The 13,799-nt window shown below is 36.6% G+C and carries 16 protein-coding genes; 10 read left to right on the top strand and 6 right to left on the bottom strand.

What is annotated here, in order from left to right:
- Positions 1-41: 41 nt before the first annotated feature.
- The gene (locus FLM47_RS07945) at positions 42-1,499 is read right to left on the bottom strand and encodes an aerolysin family beta-barrel pore-forming toxin (RefSeq protein ID WP_178956095.1); all 1,458 of its coding nucleotides are present in this window, start codon (positions 1,497-1,499) and stop codon (positions 42-44) included.
- 182 nt (positions 1,500-1,681) lie between these two features.
- On the bottom strand, positions 1,682-2,563 hold the full coding sequence (locus tag FLM47_RS07940; protein ID WP_138606173.1) for a LysR family transcriptional regulator: 882 nt from the start codon (positions 2,561-2,563) through the stop codon (positions 1,682-1,684).
- A gap of 395 nt (positions 2,564-2,958) precedes the next feature.
- On the opposite strand from FLM47_RS07940, the gene FLM47_RS07935 reads away from it, so the two are divergent.
- Positions 2,959-3,123 (top strand): hypothetical protein, encoded by a 165-nt coding sequence (locus tag FLM47_RS07935; RefSeq protein ID WP_171039595.1) that lies wholly within the window; start codon positions 2,959-2,961, stop codon positions 3,121-3,123.
- A gap of 101 nt (positions 3,124-3,224) precedes the next feature.
- On the opposite strand, the gene msrA is transcribed toward FLM47_RS07935, so the two are convergent.
- Positions 3,225-3,821, bottom strand: a complete 597-nt coding sequence (gene msrA / locus FLM47_RS07930; RefSeq protein ID WP_178956094.1) for a peptide-methionine (S)-S-oxide reductase MsrA — start codon at positions 3,819-3,821, stop codon at positions 3,225-3,227.
- Between the two features lie 123 nt (positions 3,822-3,944).
- Between msrA and FLM47_RS07925 the strand changes: the two genes are divergently transcribed.
- Together FLM47_RS07925 and FLM47_RS07920 are read left to right on the top strand one after the other, a co-directional pair.
- On the top strand, positions 3,945-4,544 hold the full coding sequence (locus FLM47_RS07925) for a MepB family protein (protein WP_178956093.1): 600 nt from the start codon (positions 3,945-3,947) through the stop codon (positions 4,542-4,544).
- Positions 4,545-4,636: 92 nt separating this feature from the next.
- Positions 4,637-4,831 carry a CPXCG motif-containing cysteine-rich protein gene (locus tag FLM47_RS07920; RefSeq protein ID WP_054200950.1) on the top strand — a complete coding sequence of 65 codons (195 nt, stop codon included), beginning with the start codon at positions 4,637-4,639 and terminating at the stop codon, positions 4,829-4,831.
- A gap of 502 nt (positions 4,832-5,333) precedes the next feature.
- On the opposite strand, the gene FLM47_RS07915 is transcribed toward FLM47_RS07920, so the two are convergent.
- Positions 5,334-5,537 carry a hypothetical protein gene (locus FLM47_RS07915; RefSeq protein ID WP_010390026.1) on the bottom strand — a complete coding sequence of 68 codons (204 nt, stop codon included), beginning with the start codon at positions 5,535-5,537 and terminating at the stop codon, positions 5,334-5,336.
- 99 nt (positions 5,538-5,636) lie between these two features.
- On the opposite strand from FLM47_RS07915, the gene FLM47_RS07910 reads away from it, so the two are divergent.
- Both FLM47_RS07910 and FLM47_RS07905 read left to right on the top strand, forming a co-directional pair.
- A complete protein-coding gene (locus FLM47_RS07910) occupies positions 5,637-6,146 on the top strand; it encodes a GNAT family N-acetyltransferase (RefSeq protein WP_054200947.1) in 510 nt (169 codons plus the stop codon).
- Positions 6,143-7,039 carry an alpha/beta hydrolase gene (locus tag FLM47_RS07905; RefSeq protein ID WP_138594951.1) on the top strand — a complete coding sequence of 299 codons (897 nt, stop codon included), beginning with the start codon at positions 6,143-6,145 and terminating at the stop codon, positions 7,037-7,039. The genes FLM47_RS07910 and FLM47_RS07905 overlap by 4 nt, the downstream gene beginning before the upstream one ends.
- Positions 7,040-7,406: 367 nt before the next feature.
- Here FLM47_RS07905 and FLM47_RS07900 read toward each other — a convergent pair whose 3' ends face one another.
- Positions 7,407-7,928, bottom strand: coding sequence for a TetR/AcrR family transcriptional regulator (locus FLM47_RS07900; protein ID WP_178956092.1), 522 nt, complete (start codon positions 7,926-7,928; stop codon positions 7,407-7,409).
- A 111-nt stretch (positions 7,929-8,039) separates the two neighbouring features.
- On the opposite strand from FLM47_RS07900, the gene FLM47_RS07895 reads away from it, so the two are divergent.
- On the top strand, positions 8,040-8,222 hold the full coding sequence (locus tag FLM47_RS07895) for a hypothetical protein (RefSeq protein ID WP_138606183.1): 183 nt from the start codon (positions 8,040-8,042) through the stop codon (positions 8,220-8,222).
- Positions 8,223-8,319: 97 nt separating this feature from the next.
- Here FLM47_RS07895 and FLM47_RS07890 read toward each other — a convergent pair whose 3' ends face one another.
- On the bottom strand, positions 8,320-9,528 hold the full coding sequence (locus tag FLM47_RS07890) for a porin (RefSeq protein WP_138607340.1): 1,209 nt from the start codon (positions 9,526-9,528) through the stop codon (positions 8,320-8,322).
- Between the two features lie 613 nt (positions 9,529-10,141).
- Between FLM47_RS07890 and FLM47_RS07885 the strand changes: the two genes are divergently transcribed.
- The 4 genes from FLM47_RS07885 (at position 10,142) to FLM47_RS07870 (ending at position 13,798) form a co-directional block, all read left to right on the top strand.
- A complete protein-coding gene (locus FLM47_RS07885; RefSeq protein WP_138607347.1) occupies positions 10,142-11,728 on the top strand; it encodes an ABC-F family ATPase in 1,587 nt (528 codons plus the stop codon).
- A gap of 153 nt (positions 11,729-11,881) precedes the next feature.
- Complete coding sequence (purE, locus tag FLM47_RS07880) at positions 11,882-12,364, top strand: 5-(carboxyamino)imidazole ribonucleotide mutase (protein WP_008114610.1); 483 nt, start codon at positions 11,882-11,884, stop codon at positions 12,362-12,364.
- Between the two features lie 2 nt (positions 12,365-12,366).
- Positions 12,367-13,509, top strand: coding sequence for a 5-(carboxyamino)imidazole ribonucleotide synthase (locus FLM47_RS07875; RefSeq protein ID WP_178956091.1), 1,143 nt, complete (start codon positions 12,367-12,369; stop codon positions 13,507-13,509).
- A 64-nt stretch (positions 13,510-13,573) separates the two neighbouring features.
- On the top strand, positions 13,574-13,798 hold the full coding sequence (locus FLM47_RS07870; protein ID WP_075169227.1) for a DUF2798 domain-containing protein: 225 nt from the start codon (positions 13,574-13,576) through the stop codon (positions 13,796-13,798).
- The last annotated feature ends 1 nt before the right edge of the window (position 13,799 follow it).

Genomic DNA, 13,799 nt, shown 5'->3' with positions numbered 1-13,799 from the left:
AATGTATGAAATAGGGCTCTCAGTATGAAAGCCCTTGGGGGTTATAAATCAATCATTTCAATATTAACAACTACATTTTTAAAACCAGCATCTTCAAACTCTTTTTTTAACTTTTCTGCACTTGAGTAATCACTAGCTGAAACACTTCGTTTACTTCTTTGGTTAGTAACAAGTGGGGTTTCATCACCAAAATAAACGCTACCAGCAAATTGGCTTTGTGCATAAAAGTGACCTGTTAGGGTTGTTTTCTTAGGTCTTAAAACATGGCTTAAATAGTATTGCATTGTTGATAAGCTTGTTTGTTGTATCATCCAAGGCCAATCCCATTTTTTATTCTCACCTGGTATGTAACGGTGTTCCCATTGATATTCAATGCTCTTATCTTGACCTGCCCAGCGGCCAATCACAAAATTAGCGGTGTCATTAGGTCTGTTTTCTGGGTGGCTTAATAAAGCATTGCCTCCCCACCGCATAAAGCCATTTATAGATAGATCGTAGGTAATATCAGCATCGAATGAATAAGGATACGATATTGATGATTTAAACAAATCGACCTTTGCATTAAGCTTCGTGAATGCTGGCACATTGGTTCTTGCTTGTACCACAACTCGCTCAGCTTCAGAGCCGCCATTACTTGTTCCCCATGCTTGCTCTGCTGCTATTGTGACAGATAACGAAGTGTCTGAGCCACCAGTAACAGAGGGAGACTTCCATGTATTAGATAATGTAACAGACTCAGAAATACTGTAATCATTGGTTTTAGACCAGTTGGTTGCCGCATCGTATTCAATGGTAACGACTGACATTTGAGCTGCTGACGTGTCATTCACTGCAGGGACTGTTAGCGTTTTAATGAGTTCTTTGTCAGCAGCAACAATATCACCAGTTATTTTATATGATTCGTTATCCATCACATATTCAAAGTTAGATACAGTAATAGCTGACTTTTCATCACATCGGTAACCATCACAACTTCCACCATTGTAACCTTGTATTTTCCATCCTGAGCCCGTTTTGGACACCTCCATGTCCTCACCAACATAGCTTGAGCGATTTCCACCAACCCACGCAAATCCCATTGTATGGGCAAGGTATGAAAGGGGTTTTATAAAACCCTCTTTTTGATTTACTAAGTCCCATTCAATTTGGCTTTGACTGCCAGGCGATACTTTTACGGGGCTTAAAGTAGGAATTTCATTAATGGGATCGGTAGGGTAGCACCAAGAATTTGCAGCAGTCCCTTGTTTGATTTCACCTGCGTAACCAGAGCCCATAATGACCCAGCCGTTAGCCAATCCCGTTATTTGCCACTTCCCCATTTTGTTTACAAGGTCGTTTCTGTAAGTTTGCGATTCAGCTTTTGTAATTAATCTATTATCAGCTGAGCATACTCCTGCACCTAAGCTTTCATTTTTAAGTTGATCTGGATAAATTGCAGTTGTATTAGCATTTACAAAACTTGTGTGTGACAACAGCAATAGAGGTATTATTTTTTTCATTAAGTTACATCCTTTAAAATCATATTTTAATTAGGCCCTAATTAAATAATCTAATTTTGGACCGATTTTGATTCTAAAGAACTCGCTATATTTTTATAGAGTGTTAAATGAAAGTTGATTTTTCAAAAATATTAGTTGCTTAAATATTACAAAAAATCATTAAGGCAATAGTGCTGTTGTAGCTACATTTTTATCCCCTTGAGAGAGTACTCTAAAAAATCGATTAGATAGCGTGTACTTTTTGGGATTAGTTTATCAGGCCATATTAGGTTTACATCTCGCTTAACGGGTGTGTACTGTGTTAATACTTCAACCAAGCTTTCATCTTTTATATAAGGTAATAAACAATATTTTGGGCCATAATAAACACCTCTTCCTTCAATAGCAGCTAAGGCACACATTTCTATATCGTTAGAAATAAAGTTAGGTTGAGGTTTAAAAATAACCTTCTCATTTTTATTTGCTTTAAAAGACCAATTTTCGAATGGCGAGCACGATATGTGGGGGAGTTCAGCCAAATCGTTAAAATTACTTGGCATACCATATTGCTTAATTAAACTCGATGAGCAAGCTAAAACAAAGCTCATTTGGTTAATGACTTTACATATATTTTGTGAGCTATCTAATTTTCCAATTCTAATAGCTAAATCAAACTCGGTGGCTTTTAAATCAAGACGTTCATCTGATAGCATCATATGAATCTTAATATTTGGATAAAGTAGGGTGAATTGATTTATAACGCCTGAGAAGTACACGCTCTTTATAAAGTTTTGCGGCGCTATTAATTTAATTTTACTCACTTCATTTTCACTAGAGTTCTTAAAATTGCACAGCGTACTTTGTAAACCCTCTACGTGAGCTAAGCAATGGCTATAAAAGCTTTTTCCAGGCTCAGTTAATCGCAAACTTCCTTTTTCACGATAAAACAACGCTAAAGATAAGTCTTCTTCAAGTTTTTTTATTTTTCTTTGTAAGGTGGGCAAAGGAATATTTAACTTTACTGACGCTTCATTAAATGTTTTGTAATCATTTACTTTTATAAAAAGCGCGATGATATCAAGCAAGGTAAATCTCCTGTATAAATTTGAGGTATAAAATCGTATTTAGTACTTAATTATTGGTTAGATTCATAAAACTAATCATTTATTTAAAGTACCCATTAGTCCCTTTTGTGGCAACAAAAATTTTACCTTTGTATTAGAATGTTTAATAAATTATTGTGAGCGAAGGTGTACTTACTTGAGGTATTAGTAATTAAAGATTCTACAAATAGCGCGTTTTTGAAAATAAAAACTCAGTAGAAACAATCCGTAACATTTTACTATAACGTTTTAATAGACAAACAATAAGCTAGTAATTACGCTAGACACACTTTTTTGGTGAATAATCATGATGCATAGGATCTGATTACCTAAATGGAATTTGCCATGATAAATCAACAGAACCGAAGGTATTAAAGATGAATATATTTATAAAATGGTTGATTTTAGCTGCATTAATTATTGCCGCTATTACGTGTTATTCGTATGGTAGCACTACTGGCTTATTTATTTTTATTATTGCGGGCTTTGTTTTTGAAATGGCGTTTATGGTATTTCCTATAAAAAAGAAATCGTCATTGTAGAAAGCTATTTAACCGTCTTGAAAAATTAATTTTTTTAGTTAGCGAGATAAGGGAATAAATAAAAAGGCTGCATTTTTTACAGCCTTTTTGGTTTAATAAACTTAATGGGTAACTCTATCGCCCCAAATGTCTTCTAGGCGGCTATCACGGCCACAGCGCCAGCGATAGGTATTATAACGAATAGGGTTATTTTTATAGTAATCTTGATGATAACTTTCTTTGCCCTTTATCGGGTAAAAGGTTTTCGCATCAAGAATAGGGGTTATCACTGTTTGCTTAGTAAACTCACTAATAACAGCTTGTTTAGATTTTTGAGCTAGCTTTCGTTGTTGCTCATTAGCTACAAAAATTGCGCTACGGTAGCTTGGGCCTTTATCACAAAACTGACCTTTGGCGTCAAAAGGATCAATGTTAACCCAGTAATGGTTTAAAATATCTTGATAGCTTAATACGTCAGTGTTGTAGGTAACCAGAACGGCTTCGTAATGGCCGCGATGATTACCATTGTAAGTAGGATTTTTAATTTCACCGCCAGTAAAACCTGAGATCACATCGGTTACACCTTCGAGTTTTTCAAAGTCACTTTCCATACACCAAAAACAGCCTCCTGCTAAAATAGCTTGTTCGGTTTTAGCGTACGTTAATGAGCTAAACAAAAGCCCCACAGAGGTTAATGCTAGCGCTAATGTGTGTTTCATAAAATTTATCACCTGTAGTTATGAATAAATACTTGTATAGTAAGACCCGCTAACTTTAAAAACTCTTTCATTACAATGTGGCTGGGGGGGTTGAACTTACTTTATATAAAACGGATGCTATGTATGAAAAGTTTAATGACGACTGATAATTTGCATGATGAATTGCTAGTCGTTCTACAAAACAACTTTGTTTCCTCAGAGTATAAACTTCCAAACGCTGATGAGTTAATACCTCATAATCAAAATGCTCAGTACCATGGGTATGCATTCACTATAAACCATAATCGAATAATTTACAGAAAAGCTAAAGTTACACCAGACAGACCAGGTGCTTTTTTAGCACTATGGAAACGCCCAGCGGATTGTAGTAATTCTAAGCCAATTCCTTTTACCAATGAGTTTGACTACTTATTAGTGGCGGTTTCAAGTGATGGATTAACCTCTAGTAACAACCAAGTAGCAAATTTACAAAGTGGTTTATTTATATTTCCGGTTGAGTTGTTAGTTAAAAAAGGCATAGTTACAGGTACGAACCGTAAGGGAAAAACCGCTTTTAGGGTGTTTCCACCTTGGAGTGAAAGTAGGGCTCTGAGTGGTTCAGGCGTATTTAGTAACGCAGCTAAAAGCACACAGCGTTGGCAATGTGATTATTTTTTACAGCAGGACCAATATGGCTTAGTTGATTTAATTAAGTTAAACAAAATTTTAGCTAATGCTGTTTAAATTTGAATTATTAAGTCACTTTACCAGCATTGTTTTATATAGGGTTATTTACTAAAGTGAGATCATACAGTCATACGAATAGTAGGTAAGATATGAACCAGTTAACCGAAAAGTCAATTAGTTGCCCTTACTGTGGCGAATCTATAGAAGTATTAATTGATGTGGCTGATATTGATGAGCAATACATAGAAGACTGCCAAGTGTGTTGCAGGCCTATTTCGTTTGTCGTATTTGAAGATAACGATGAACTTAATGTAAATGTATACAGTGAAGATGAGGCGTTTTGAATTTTTAGTGAAAGTTGGTGAACCGAACTTTTACACAAATCTAAGCTGAAAATTCAGTAACTTTAATTTTTCTTAATAATATTGGTTGTATATGTTACCAAAGTGTTTTAAATGCCATGCTAAAATTTCATTATCGTGGTTTATTCTATCTTTAATGTCGACTCGTAATAGATGTATTCGATGTGGCTCATTATATGAATTCACAAATCGTCACCGCTACTTAGGCGTATTTTTCGCGGTACCGCTAGTTTTTTTAGTTATTATGCTAGAAGGTTTTATAACTTCAGCTCTACTAAGAGTAATTTTGTTAATTTCTGTTGCTATAATAATCATGATCTTAATACCTGGACAACACCAGTTAAGTGTAAAAGATGATTTGGAAATTAAAAAAAAGGAATAGTAATTGATTAGCAAATGAGTGGTTCTAGTTTTAATGAAAACTTGGGCGATAATAGTCAGAAGGCTGTAAATACTTTCAGCCTTAAGATAACATCCAACTTGACTAGCTTTGCTGCTGTTCACGCGCTAATTGGTTAGGCAGCAACTCCTCCACAATTTCTCTCGCTGGTAAGGTGTAACGTACGCCATCAAACATAACCGATGTGAACTCATCAATATTAGTAATGCCGGTAAGGGTCCAACCTTCACCACGTTTTGGGCAGTAAACAGTAGTAGTTGGCTGTATTACTTTAAAATTGTCGCTCATAGTTTATCTTAATTAATGCTTGTGAATACGATATGGTAAGTTAATAATGACGTTCTATAAAGTGCTATTTAAAGCGCGTTTACTTTATTTGGCATAGGCATGTTTAAAACGATAAAATTACCCCGCGTTACCTTGCGTTTAATTACCCACAAACATGGCGCAGCGCTATTAACAATTTTAAATAATCCCCTCGTTTATGAGTTTAACGATTATAAAACGCCGCTAAATAAAGAGCATGTTAAGCAATTAATTCAAGATGATATATCGAGTTATTATCAAGGGGAAGGTGTTCGGCTTGCGATTGAACATAATATGTCTGGCGACTTAATTGGTACTTGTGGTTTGTATAACATTAATAACCAAACTAAAACTGCTTATTTGGGCTTTGAGCTTGATCCTTTTTATTGGCAACAAGGCTTAATGCATGAAGTACTTAAAGGTTTTGTCAGTGAGATACATCGCTCTTTAAACATTGAACATCTATACGCAGAAATTCATGGTAAAAATGTACGCTGTTATAACTTACTCACTAAGCTTGGCTTTGTATTTAACCAGCAACTTAATAACGGTGTATGGCATAAGCAATTAACTAAAATGGATGGCGCATGAGAATTAAAAAAGCGATTATTTTAAATATGTTGCTTACGGCTAGTGTATTTGGGCTTGCAATAACTGGATTTAGCTATTATCAAAATGATGTTTCAGAGTTTGTTGATGTAACCCTAGATTCGAAAGTGCTTAAAGAGTCACGAAAAGTATTTATAAGGTTACCCGATAGTTTTGACAAAAATAAAGCGTATCCACTTATTATAAAAACAGATGGTAATTTTAATCTAGCTAATTGGGATAAAGCCTTAAAAGCATTAAATCATGAAAGTACATTAAATGAGGCTATTTTAGTTGCTATACCAAATCAGTTTTTTACTGATACTAGAAATCGTGATCTTGTGCCACCTTATGCAAGGAAGGACGTTAATACAAATCCTCGACCTAAACATGAAAGTTCGCCTGAAATTTTTGGTAAAGCTGATTTGTTTTTAGCTTTTCTAGAGCAAGAGTTACTTACTTATTTAGAGGCCAACTACACATTAACTGAAAATCGAATTTTGACCGGATTTTCAGCTGGGGGCAGCTTTACTTTATACACGCTGCATACTAAACCAAAGTTATTCAATGGTTACTTTGCATTTAGCCCAGCCGCTTGGTATGACGATATGACAGTGACTAAGCGGTTTGATGCATTTTTAAAAACAAATATAAATTGTATAAAACAACCGACATTTTTATATATCACTGTCGGTGGGGCAGAGCACTCTTTAATGTTAGGTGCATACAATAATTTAGTTACTAGTTTAGCAAAACATCCAAACGACTGGCTTAAGTGGGGAAGTACAATTAATAGTAATGCTGAACATAATCAAAACCCTGCACTGAGTGTCGATAAAGCACTGTTAAATTATACGGCGTTCTTGAGCTCGCAAATTAACACGCCTTCTGATTAATTAATGACGGTGATCAATTAAATATAGTTTGCATTGATTTTTATTGCTTTACTGCTGGTGGAGCATCCACTCTAAAGAACACATCATACTTTGTTTAATTTAAAACAAGTCTTAGCAATAGGTGAATTTTTTAAAAATATAATCAGGGAGGGGGGAAATTGTTGGCGTGTATTGGGCGTTTTTTTTAACTTATATCTACGCGTTTTATTAAGTGAGTTGTGTAGGAACAGGAAAACCAAATTAAACAAAGCAACAATGTAATTGTTTAGATGTTCTAAGTTAGACATTTTAATTGCAGCTAACATCGGGTTTTCCATCAATGGTTCAGTAATACACAGACTTAAACTCCAGCTTTTTATAATTGACGTTACAACAATGCAATTTTGTTGCTCAGTTGTCTCAGCATGGCTTCTGCATTTGGTATCTCGTCGTTTAAGCCTGTGATCAGGGTCATAAAATAGCAGTCCATCATCACACTTGCTTTTGTTTCATCAAAATCTGGTTGTTCACTAAATAGCAGTTTTTTAAATTCATCCATTTGTGCTTTAAAAAAATCAGCACGCCAAATAATGTCGCTAATTAGTAATTTACTAAATTCACTGTTTTCACAATAAAAGGAATATAGAGGGTGAGCGTAGTGGCGTAATTTCAATCGAGGAGGGCGCTGAGTATCTGATTGCTTTGCTTGCTCGATAATAACTTTAATTTGTTGCTGCATACCTGCCATAAGCAGATCAATTTTATTTTCAAAATGACTAAACACAGTACCAACTGCCACATTAGCTGCAACAGCAATTTCTCTTGTCGATGTGTGGTCATAACCTTGTAGTAAGAAAAGCTCCCATGCTGAAGCTAAAACTTTATCCCGTGTTTTTTCTTTTTTACTCATAGTATTCAATGCTTTATAATTTTGTTGGATGTTGAGCTTAAATCAGCACTTGATTGATTGAGCGCGCTCAATTAAATTTATGAGCATGCTCAATTAATCAAAAGGTGATACATGGAGTTTATCAAACGTGTTATTGGTTATGTACTTTTTATTCCACTTATTTATTTTTATTCTTTTATTCTCGGCCCAATCCTAAAAGCCGTTTTAGTCCCAGGTGGGGTTACCTTTTTGTGGCTTATTTTAGGGCCACAAGAGGGAACACGTGCGTTAAAAAAAGCATTTAAGAAAAAGTAGTTAAACCTTCTGCAAGAACAATAAAAAAGCCCTGCTATTTTGCAGGGCTTTAGTCAGTTTAACTTTGCAAATTTAAACTTGAAAGCTTAACAGGCCATTAAAGAACGTATCTAAAACCAAAAGCAATACCGTCATCTTCCGATTGTTCCATTTGTGCTTGCTGCTGTTTATTATCACTTTCAAAATCACCAAAATCTTTTCGTGCTTCTAGATACAGCTGGGTGTTTTCATCAATTAAATAATGAACACCCATAACTGCAAACTGACGTTTAAAAACATCATTAGGATCGGCGTTAAAGTTTGGTTGAATTACGTAGTCATCACCTGCATCAAACAAGTTGTAGGCAATAAATGGTCTAAAGTCGTTTTCAAAACGATACGATACGAACGTTTCAATACCAATTGCATCTTCAATTAAGCGACCAATGTTATCTGTGTCGTGGTTTTCGTTTTTGTTGATATTAGCGGCTACATATAAACCTGGCGCATCAATATTGCCCCAAATAACACCTGCACCATAAATTAAATCGTCAACAGAGCGGGTTGTTCCGTCGCCATAAGTTAATTCAAACTCGCCGCGGTTAATACCCGCGGTCAGTTTTAGCTTATTAGTCACGTTATAGGTTACTGCACCGCCAAATGTATAGTTAAATTCAACTTGTTGCGCAGCAGTATCGCCTGACTCAAAATTAGCCCGGCATTGTGATTCTGTAATATCACTTACATCACAGGTATAAAAAGCGCTGTTTTTTAACTGAGTTTGCACACTAAAATCAAAATCACTGTAACTATTACGGTATTGCAATGTTTTATCGCCACGACCAGTACCATTTACAGCACCATCGTCTTTGTTGTAGGTATAGACACCTGCGGCGTTGCCATCCCAAACATAGCTGTAGTTAGTTGCATATACTACGTCAAACCACGCACCCCATTGTTTACCAATAGTAATTTGGCCGTATTTATCGTGTTTTAAACCAGCATAGCCTAACCGGTTATACAAAAATTCGTCTTGAATCGATTCAAAACGGTTGTTGTATACAATATCGCTACTGCCAACAGGGTTTACACCCCATTCAACTAAAGCCATTGCTTCCCAGCCATTCTTTAGTTGGCGTTTAAAATCAAAATTAATTCGTGAGGCACCATTAACCACTTCATTTTGACCTTGAGTATTAATTACTCGCGCATCTATATAACCGCCAATTGCGACTGTATTTTTTTCATCCTTAAATACTTCGATTGCTGAAACACTCGGTGTTGTTAAAACACCTGCAATCGCGAGCGATACTAATTTTATTTTCATTGTGTGTGCCTTGCCTAAAAAAGACGTTTTTATAATTACTAAATTCGAAGTCGTGCAGACTAGCAAAGCAATAAAAGGCTCAAAAGTGAAAAATTATCAACGATAATTAATACGAAATGCGCTGCTTGTTCACTTTAAGTTAATACTGTTTTTATTTTGTAGCCGTATAAACTGCTATTTAATTTTGGAATAAGACATTAGGCTTAAATGCAGGAGAGAAAGTGTTGAGTTTTTTTCATAGTTGCTACTATCGGCATAGGTAGAGCTAAAACTCTAATACTATAAAAAACGTTAATATAGCCGTATTAAATGTTAATAAAAGTAAAATGCGACCAAATAGCGTTTTAGCACGTTAAATTTTATTTATTAGCAATGACTGTAATTGTTTTTTTATTAAACATTTTTTTACCGCATTTACAGAATAATAGTGAACTTTACATAGCTTTTTTTACTTTAACACGGTCTACCACTGTGGCTATTCCAATCCTTATTTAGCAAAAAAATAGCCACTGTTTACTTTAGGGTATGCTATAAACTTTCATAGAAAAAAACGCTGATTTGGTTTAAACTGCGCGCAATTTAAATACTTCAGTCTCCCTTGGAGGGTAGCGCTATTATTAGTACAGCTAACATCACCATGCAATTTGGTGCTAAACCATTATTTGAAAATATCTCAGCTAAATTTGGTGAATCAAACCGCTATGGTTTAATTGGCGCCAATGGCTGTGGTAAATCAACGTTTATGAAGATTCTAAGCGGTGAACTTGAACCATCATCGGGTAATGTAAGCACAGATCCTAATGAGCGTGTTGCTAAACTAAATCAAGATCAGTTCGCTTACGAAGAATACTCTGTGATCGACACTGTAATAATGGGTCACAAAGAACTTTGGGATATAAAACAAGAACGCGATCGTATTTATAGCCTACCAGAGATGAGTGAAGAGGATGGCATGAAGGTAGCCGACCTTGAAACTGAGTTTGCTGAAATGGACGGCTATTCTGCTGAGTCTAAAGCGGGTGAGCTATTACTGGGCGTTGGTATTGCTACTGAACAACATTACGGTCCTATGTCTGAAATCGCACCAGGTTTTAAACTTCGTGTGCTATTAGCGCAAGTATTGTTTTCAGAGCCTGATATCATGTTGCTTGATGAGCCTACCAATAACTTGGACATTTACACAATTAAGTGGTTAGAAGATGTTCTAAATCAACGTGACTGTACTATGATTATCATCTCGCATGACCGTCATTTTTTAAACTCAGTATGTACGCATATGGCCGATATTGACTACGGTGAATTACGTATTTACCCGGGTAACTACGATGAATATATGTTTGCAGCGACCCAAGCTCGCGAGCGTTTATTGAGTGAAAACGCCAAAAAGAAAAGCCAAATAGCTGAACTACAACAGTTTGTATCGCGCTTTTCTGCTAATGCTTCAAAAGCAAAGCAAGCAACTTCACGTGCAAAACGTATTGATAAAATTCAATTAGATGAAGTGAAAGCTTCGTCACGTCAGTCGCCATTTATCCGTTTTGAACAAGAAAAGCAGTTATTCCGTAACGCGCTTGAAATGACTAGCTTATCGCAAGGCTTTGAAGAAACTTTATTTTCAGGTTTAGAAGGCCTAGTTGAAGTAGGTGAACGCATTGCTATTATTGGTGAGAATGGTGTCGGTAAAACAACACTACTAAACACCTTAGCAGGGCGTTTAGCGCCTAAAAGCGGTGAGTTTAAATGGTCTGAAAATGCTAATATTGGCTATTATGCGCAAGACCATGCCGATGAGTTTGAAAAAGACATGAACTTATTTGAGTGGATGGAACAATGGCAGCAAGAGGGCGATGACGAGCAAGTTGTTCGCAGCTTCTTAGGTCGTATGTTGTTTTCACAAAACGATATTAAAAAATCTGTAAAAGTTATCTCAGGTGGTGAGCAAGGTCGTATGCTGTTTGGTAAAATCATGATGCATAAACCAAATATCTTATTAATGGATGAGCCGACTAACCACATGGATATGGAATCTATAGAAGCGCTTAACTTAGCACTTGAAGCGTATGAAGGTACTTTGATGTTTGTGTCACACGACCGTCAGTTTGTATCATCAGTTGCTACCCGTATTTGGGAAATTAAAGACGGTAAAATTATCGACTTTAGAGGAAACTACAGCGAATACTTGGCGAGTAAAGAAGCATAACAGCAAGTATTTTCAGCATTTAAAAAAAGCCATGTTTAACATGGCTTTTTTATTGCCTGCTGGTCGCATTACTGCGGTATTTAAGTATATAATACCCGCCATAAAACCGGACATAAGTCCGCTATTTTTAAAATACATTACTGAGGAGTATTTATGACTGTTGGCATTATTATGGGTTCTAAATCAGATTGGCCAACCATGGAACACGCTGCGTTGATGCTAGAAAAATTTGGCATTGCTTATGAAACTAAAGTGGTTTCTGCTCACCGCACTCCTCAATTACTTGCTGATTATGCAAGTTCAGCAAGCGAGCGTGGCATTAAAGTAATTATTGCAGGCGCAGGTGGGGCGGCTCACTTACCGGGTATGGCTGCAGCGTTTACATCATTGCCAGTTTTAGGCGTTCCAGTTAAGTCAAAAGCATTAAATGGTGTTGATTCATTATTGTCTATTTGCCAGATGCCTAAGGGCGTTGCTGTAGGCACTTTGGCTATTGGTGAGCCAGGTGCAGCTAATGCTGGTTTATTGGCTGCACAAATATTAGGCTGTCAAAATCCTGAAATTTTCGCCAAAATTGAAGCGTTTCGTAAAGAGCAAACCGACACTATTCTAGCTAACCCAAATCCTGCAGAGTAATAATGACTATATTAATTTTAGGTGCTGGGCAGCTTGCGCGAATGATGAGCCTTGCTGGCGCACCGCTTAATTTAAATGTGATTGCTTATGATGTTGGCAGCCAAAAAATTGTGCACCCGCTAACCAACCAAGTGTATTCAACCACACTTGAGCAAGCTATCAATGATGCAGATGCGATTACCGCTGAGTTTGAGCATATTCCCGATGATGTATTAACGCTTTGCTGCAATAGCAATAAGTTTTATCCAGGTAAACAAGCAATAAAAACCGGTGGTGACCGTTCGCTTGAAAAAGCCTTGTTAGATAAAACCGAAGTAGCTTGTGCACCATACCAACTTATTACTGAAAAAGCGCATCTTGAACAAGCAGCTAAAATATTAGGTAAGCCGTTAGTTATAAAAACCTGCCAAGCTGGGTATGACGGCAAAGGCCAATGGCGTTTAAAATCTGATGATGAAATAGACACTATTTGGGCTGAAATGGCTGACTTTATTGCCTCAGGTACAGAGCATGCACCTCATTCAATTATTGCTGAGAAAATGATCCCGTTTGATCGTGAAGTCTCTATTATTGGCGCGCGCGACAAAGAGGGTAACGTTGCAATTTATCCACTTACTGAAAACCAACATACCAATGGTGTATTAACGCTTTCACTAGCCGGTAAAGATAATAGCTTAGTAGAGAGCCAAGCAACCTCAGCATTTACCCGTATTGCAAATGAGCTTAATTATGTAGGTGTATTGGCCATAGAGTTTTTTGATGTACAGGGTACGTTATTAGTTAACGAAATAGCTCCTCGAGTGCATAACTCAGGACACTGGACACAGCAAGGTGCTCACTGCTCGCAATTTGAAAACCATATGCGTGCTGTTGCAGGGTTACCTTTGGGTAATACGCAAATTAAGCAACCTACTGCTATGATCAATGTATTAGGCCAAGCACATATCCCTGCTGATGTTTTAAAAACGGCGGATGTAACCAGTCACTGGTATGGTAAAGGCGTTAAGCCCGGTCGTAAAATGGGGCATATTAATGTTTCGGGTGAGAGTTTACAGCAATTAGGTAACCGCCTAGCTGAACTTACATCATGCTTGCCAGAGCAGGATTACCCAGGCGTATTAGCTACTAGCAAATCGCTATTATAAGTTAAAAAATCAAGCGGTAAGTTGAATTCAATTTATCGCTTTACCTTCTAAAGGTTTCTTTTCAATGATCCACCCAAAGTTTCGTACTATTGTGTTCGCTTTTTTTATGGCACTTTTCATGTCAGGCTTTATGTCGTTTGTTATTTCAATTTTTAATGTAGGAATGGTCGAAAATATTGTAGCTATATGGCTTAAAGCCTGGTTATTTGCCTTTTGCATTGCTTTTCCTACAGTTATATTTGTTGCTCCCGTCGTACATAAACTGACAAATAAACTTATTCGGCCTTAAA

It is taken from the genome of Pseudoalteromonas sp. Scap06, from assembly GCF_013394165.1.
Classification (GTDB): domain Bacteria; phylum Pseudomonadota; class Gammaproteobacteria; order Enterobacterales; family Alteromonadaceae; genus Pseudoalteromonas.
This window is presented reverse-complemented; position numbering and strand designations above follow the sequence as displayed.

What these genes read in the sequence shown, in the direction of transcription:
- FLM47_RS07945 (WP_178956095.1), bottom strand. Translation starts at nt 1,499, where the DNA reads ATGAAAAAAATAATACCTCTATTGCTGTTGTCACACACAAGTTTTGTA.
- FLM47_RS07935 (WP_171039595.1), top strand. Translation starts at nt 2,959, where the DNA reads ATGAATATATTTATAAAATGGTTGATTTTAGCTGCATTAATTATTGCC.
- msrA (WP_178956094.1), bottom strand. Translation starts at nt 3,821, where the DNA reads ATGAAACACACATTAGCGCTAGCATTAACCTCTGTGGGGCTTTTGTTT.
- FLM47_RS07925 (WP_178956093.1), top strand. Translation starts at nt 3,945, where the DNA reads ATGAAAAGTTTAATGACGACTGATAATTTGCATGATGAATTGCTAGTC.
- FLM47_RS07920 (WP_054200950.1), top strand. Translation starts at nt 4,637, where the DNA reads ATGAACCAGTTAACCGAAAAGTCAATTAGTTGCCCTTACTGTGGCGAA.
- FLM47_RS07915 (WP_010390026.1), bottom strand. Translation starts at nt 5,537, where the DNA reads ATGAGCGACAATTTTAAAGTAATACAGCCAACTACTACTGTTTACTGC.
- FLM47_RS07910 (WP_054200947.1), top strand. Translation starts at nt 5,637, where the DNA reads ATGTTTAAAACGATAAAATTACCCCGCGTTACCTTGCGTTTAATTACC.
- FLM47_RS07905 (WP_138594951.1), top strand. Translation starts at nt 6,143, where the DNA reads ATGAGAATTAAAAAAGCGATTATTTTAAATATGTTGCTTACGGCTAGT.
- FLM47_RS07900 (WP_178956092.1), bottom strand. Translation starts at nt 7,928, where the DNA reads ATGAGTAAAAAAGAAAAAACACGGGATAAAGTTTTAGCTTCAGCATGG.
- FLM47_RS07895 (WP_138606183.1), top strand. Translation starts at nt 8,040, where the DNA reads ATGGAGTTTATCAAACGTGTTATTGGTTATGTACTTTTTATTCCACTT.
- FLM47_RS07890 (WP_138607340.1), bottom strand. Translation starts at nt 9,528, where the DNA reads ATGAAAATAAAATTAGTATCGCTCGCGATTGCAGGTGTTTTAACAACA.
- purE (WP_008114610.1), top strand. Translation starts at nt 11,882, where the DNA reads ATGACTGTTGGCATTATTATGGGTTCTAAATCAGATTGGCCAACCATG.
- FLM47_RS07875 (WP_178956091.1), top strand. Translation starts at nt 12,367, where the DNA reads ATGACTATATTAATTTTAGGTGCTGGGCAGCTTGCGCGAATGATGAGC.
- FLM47_RS07870 (WP_075169227.1), top strand. Translation starts at nt 13,574, where the DNA reads ATGATCCACCCAAAGTTTCGTACTATTGTGTTCGCTTTTTTTATGGCA.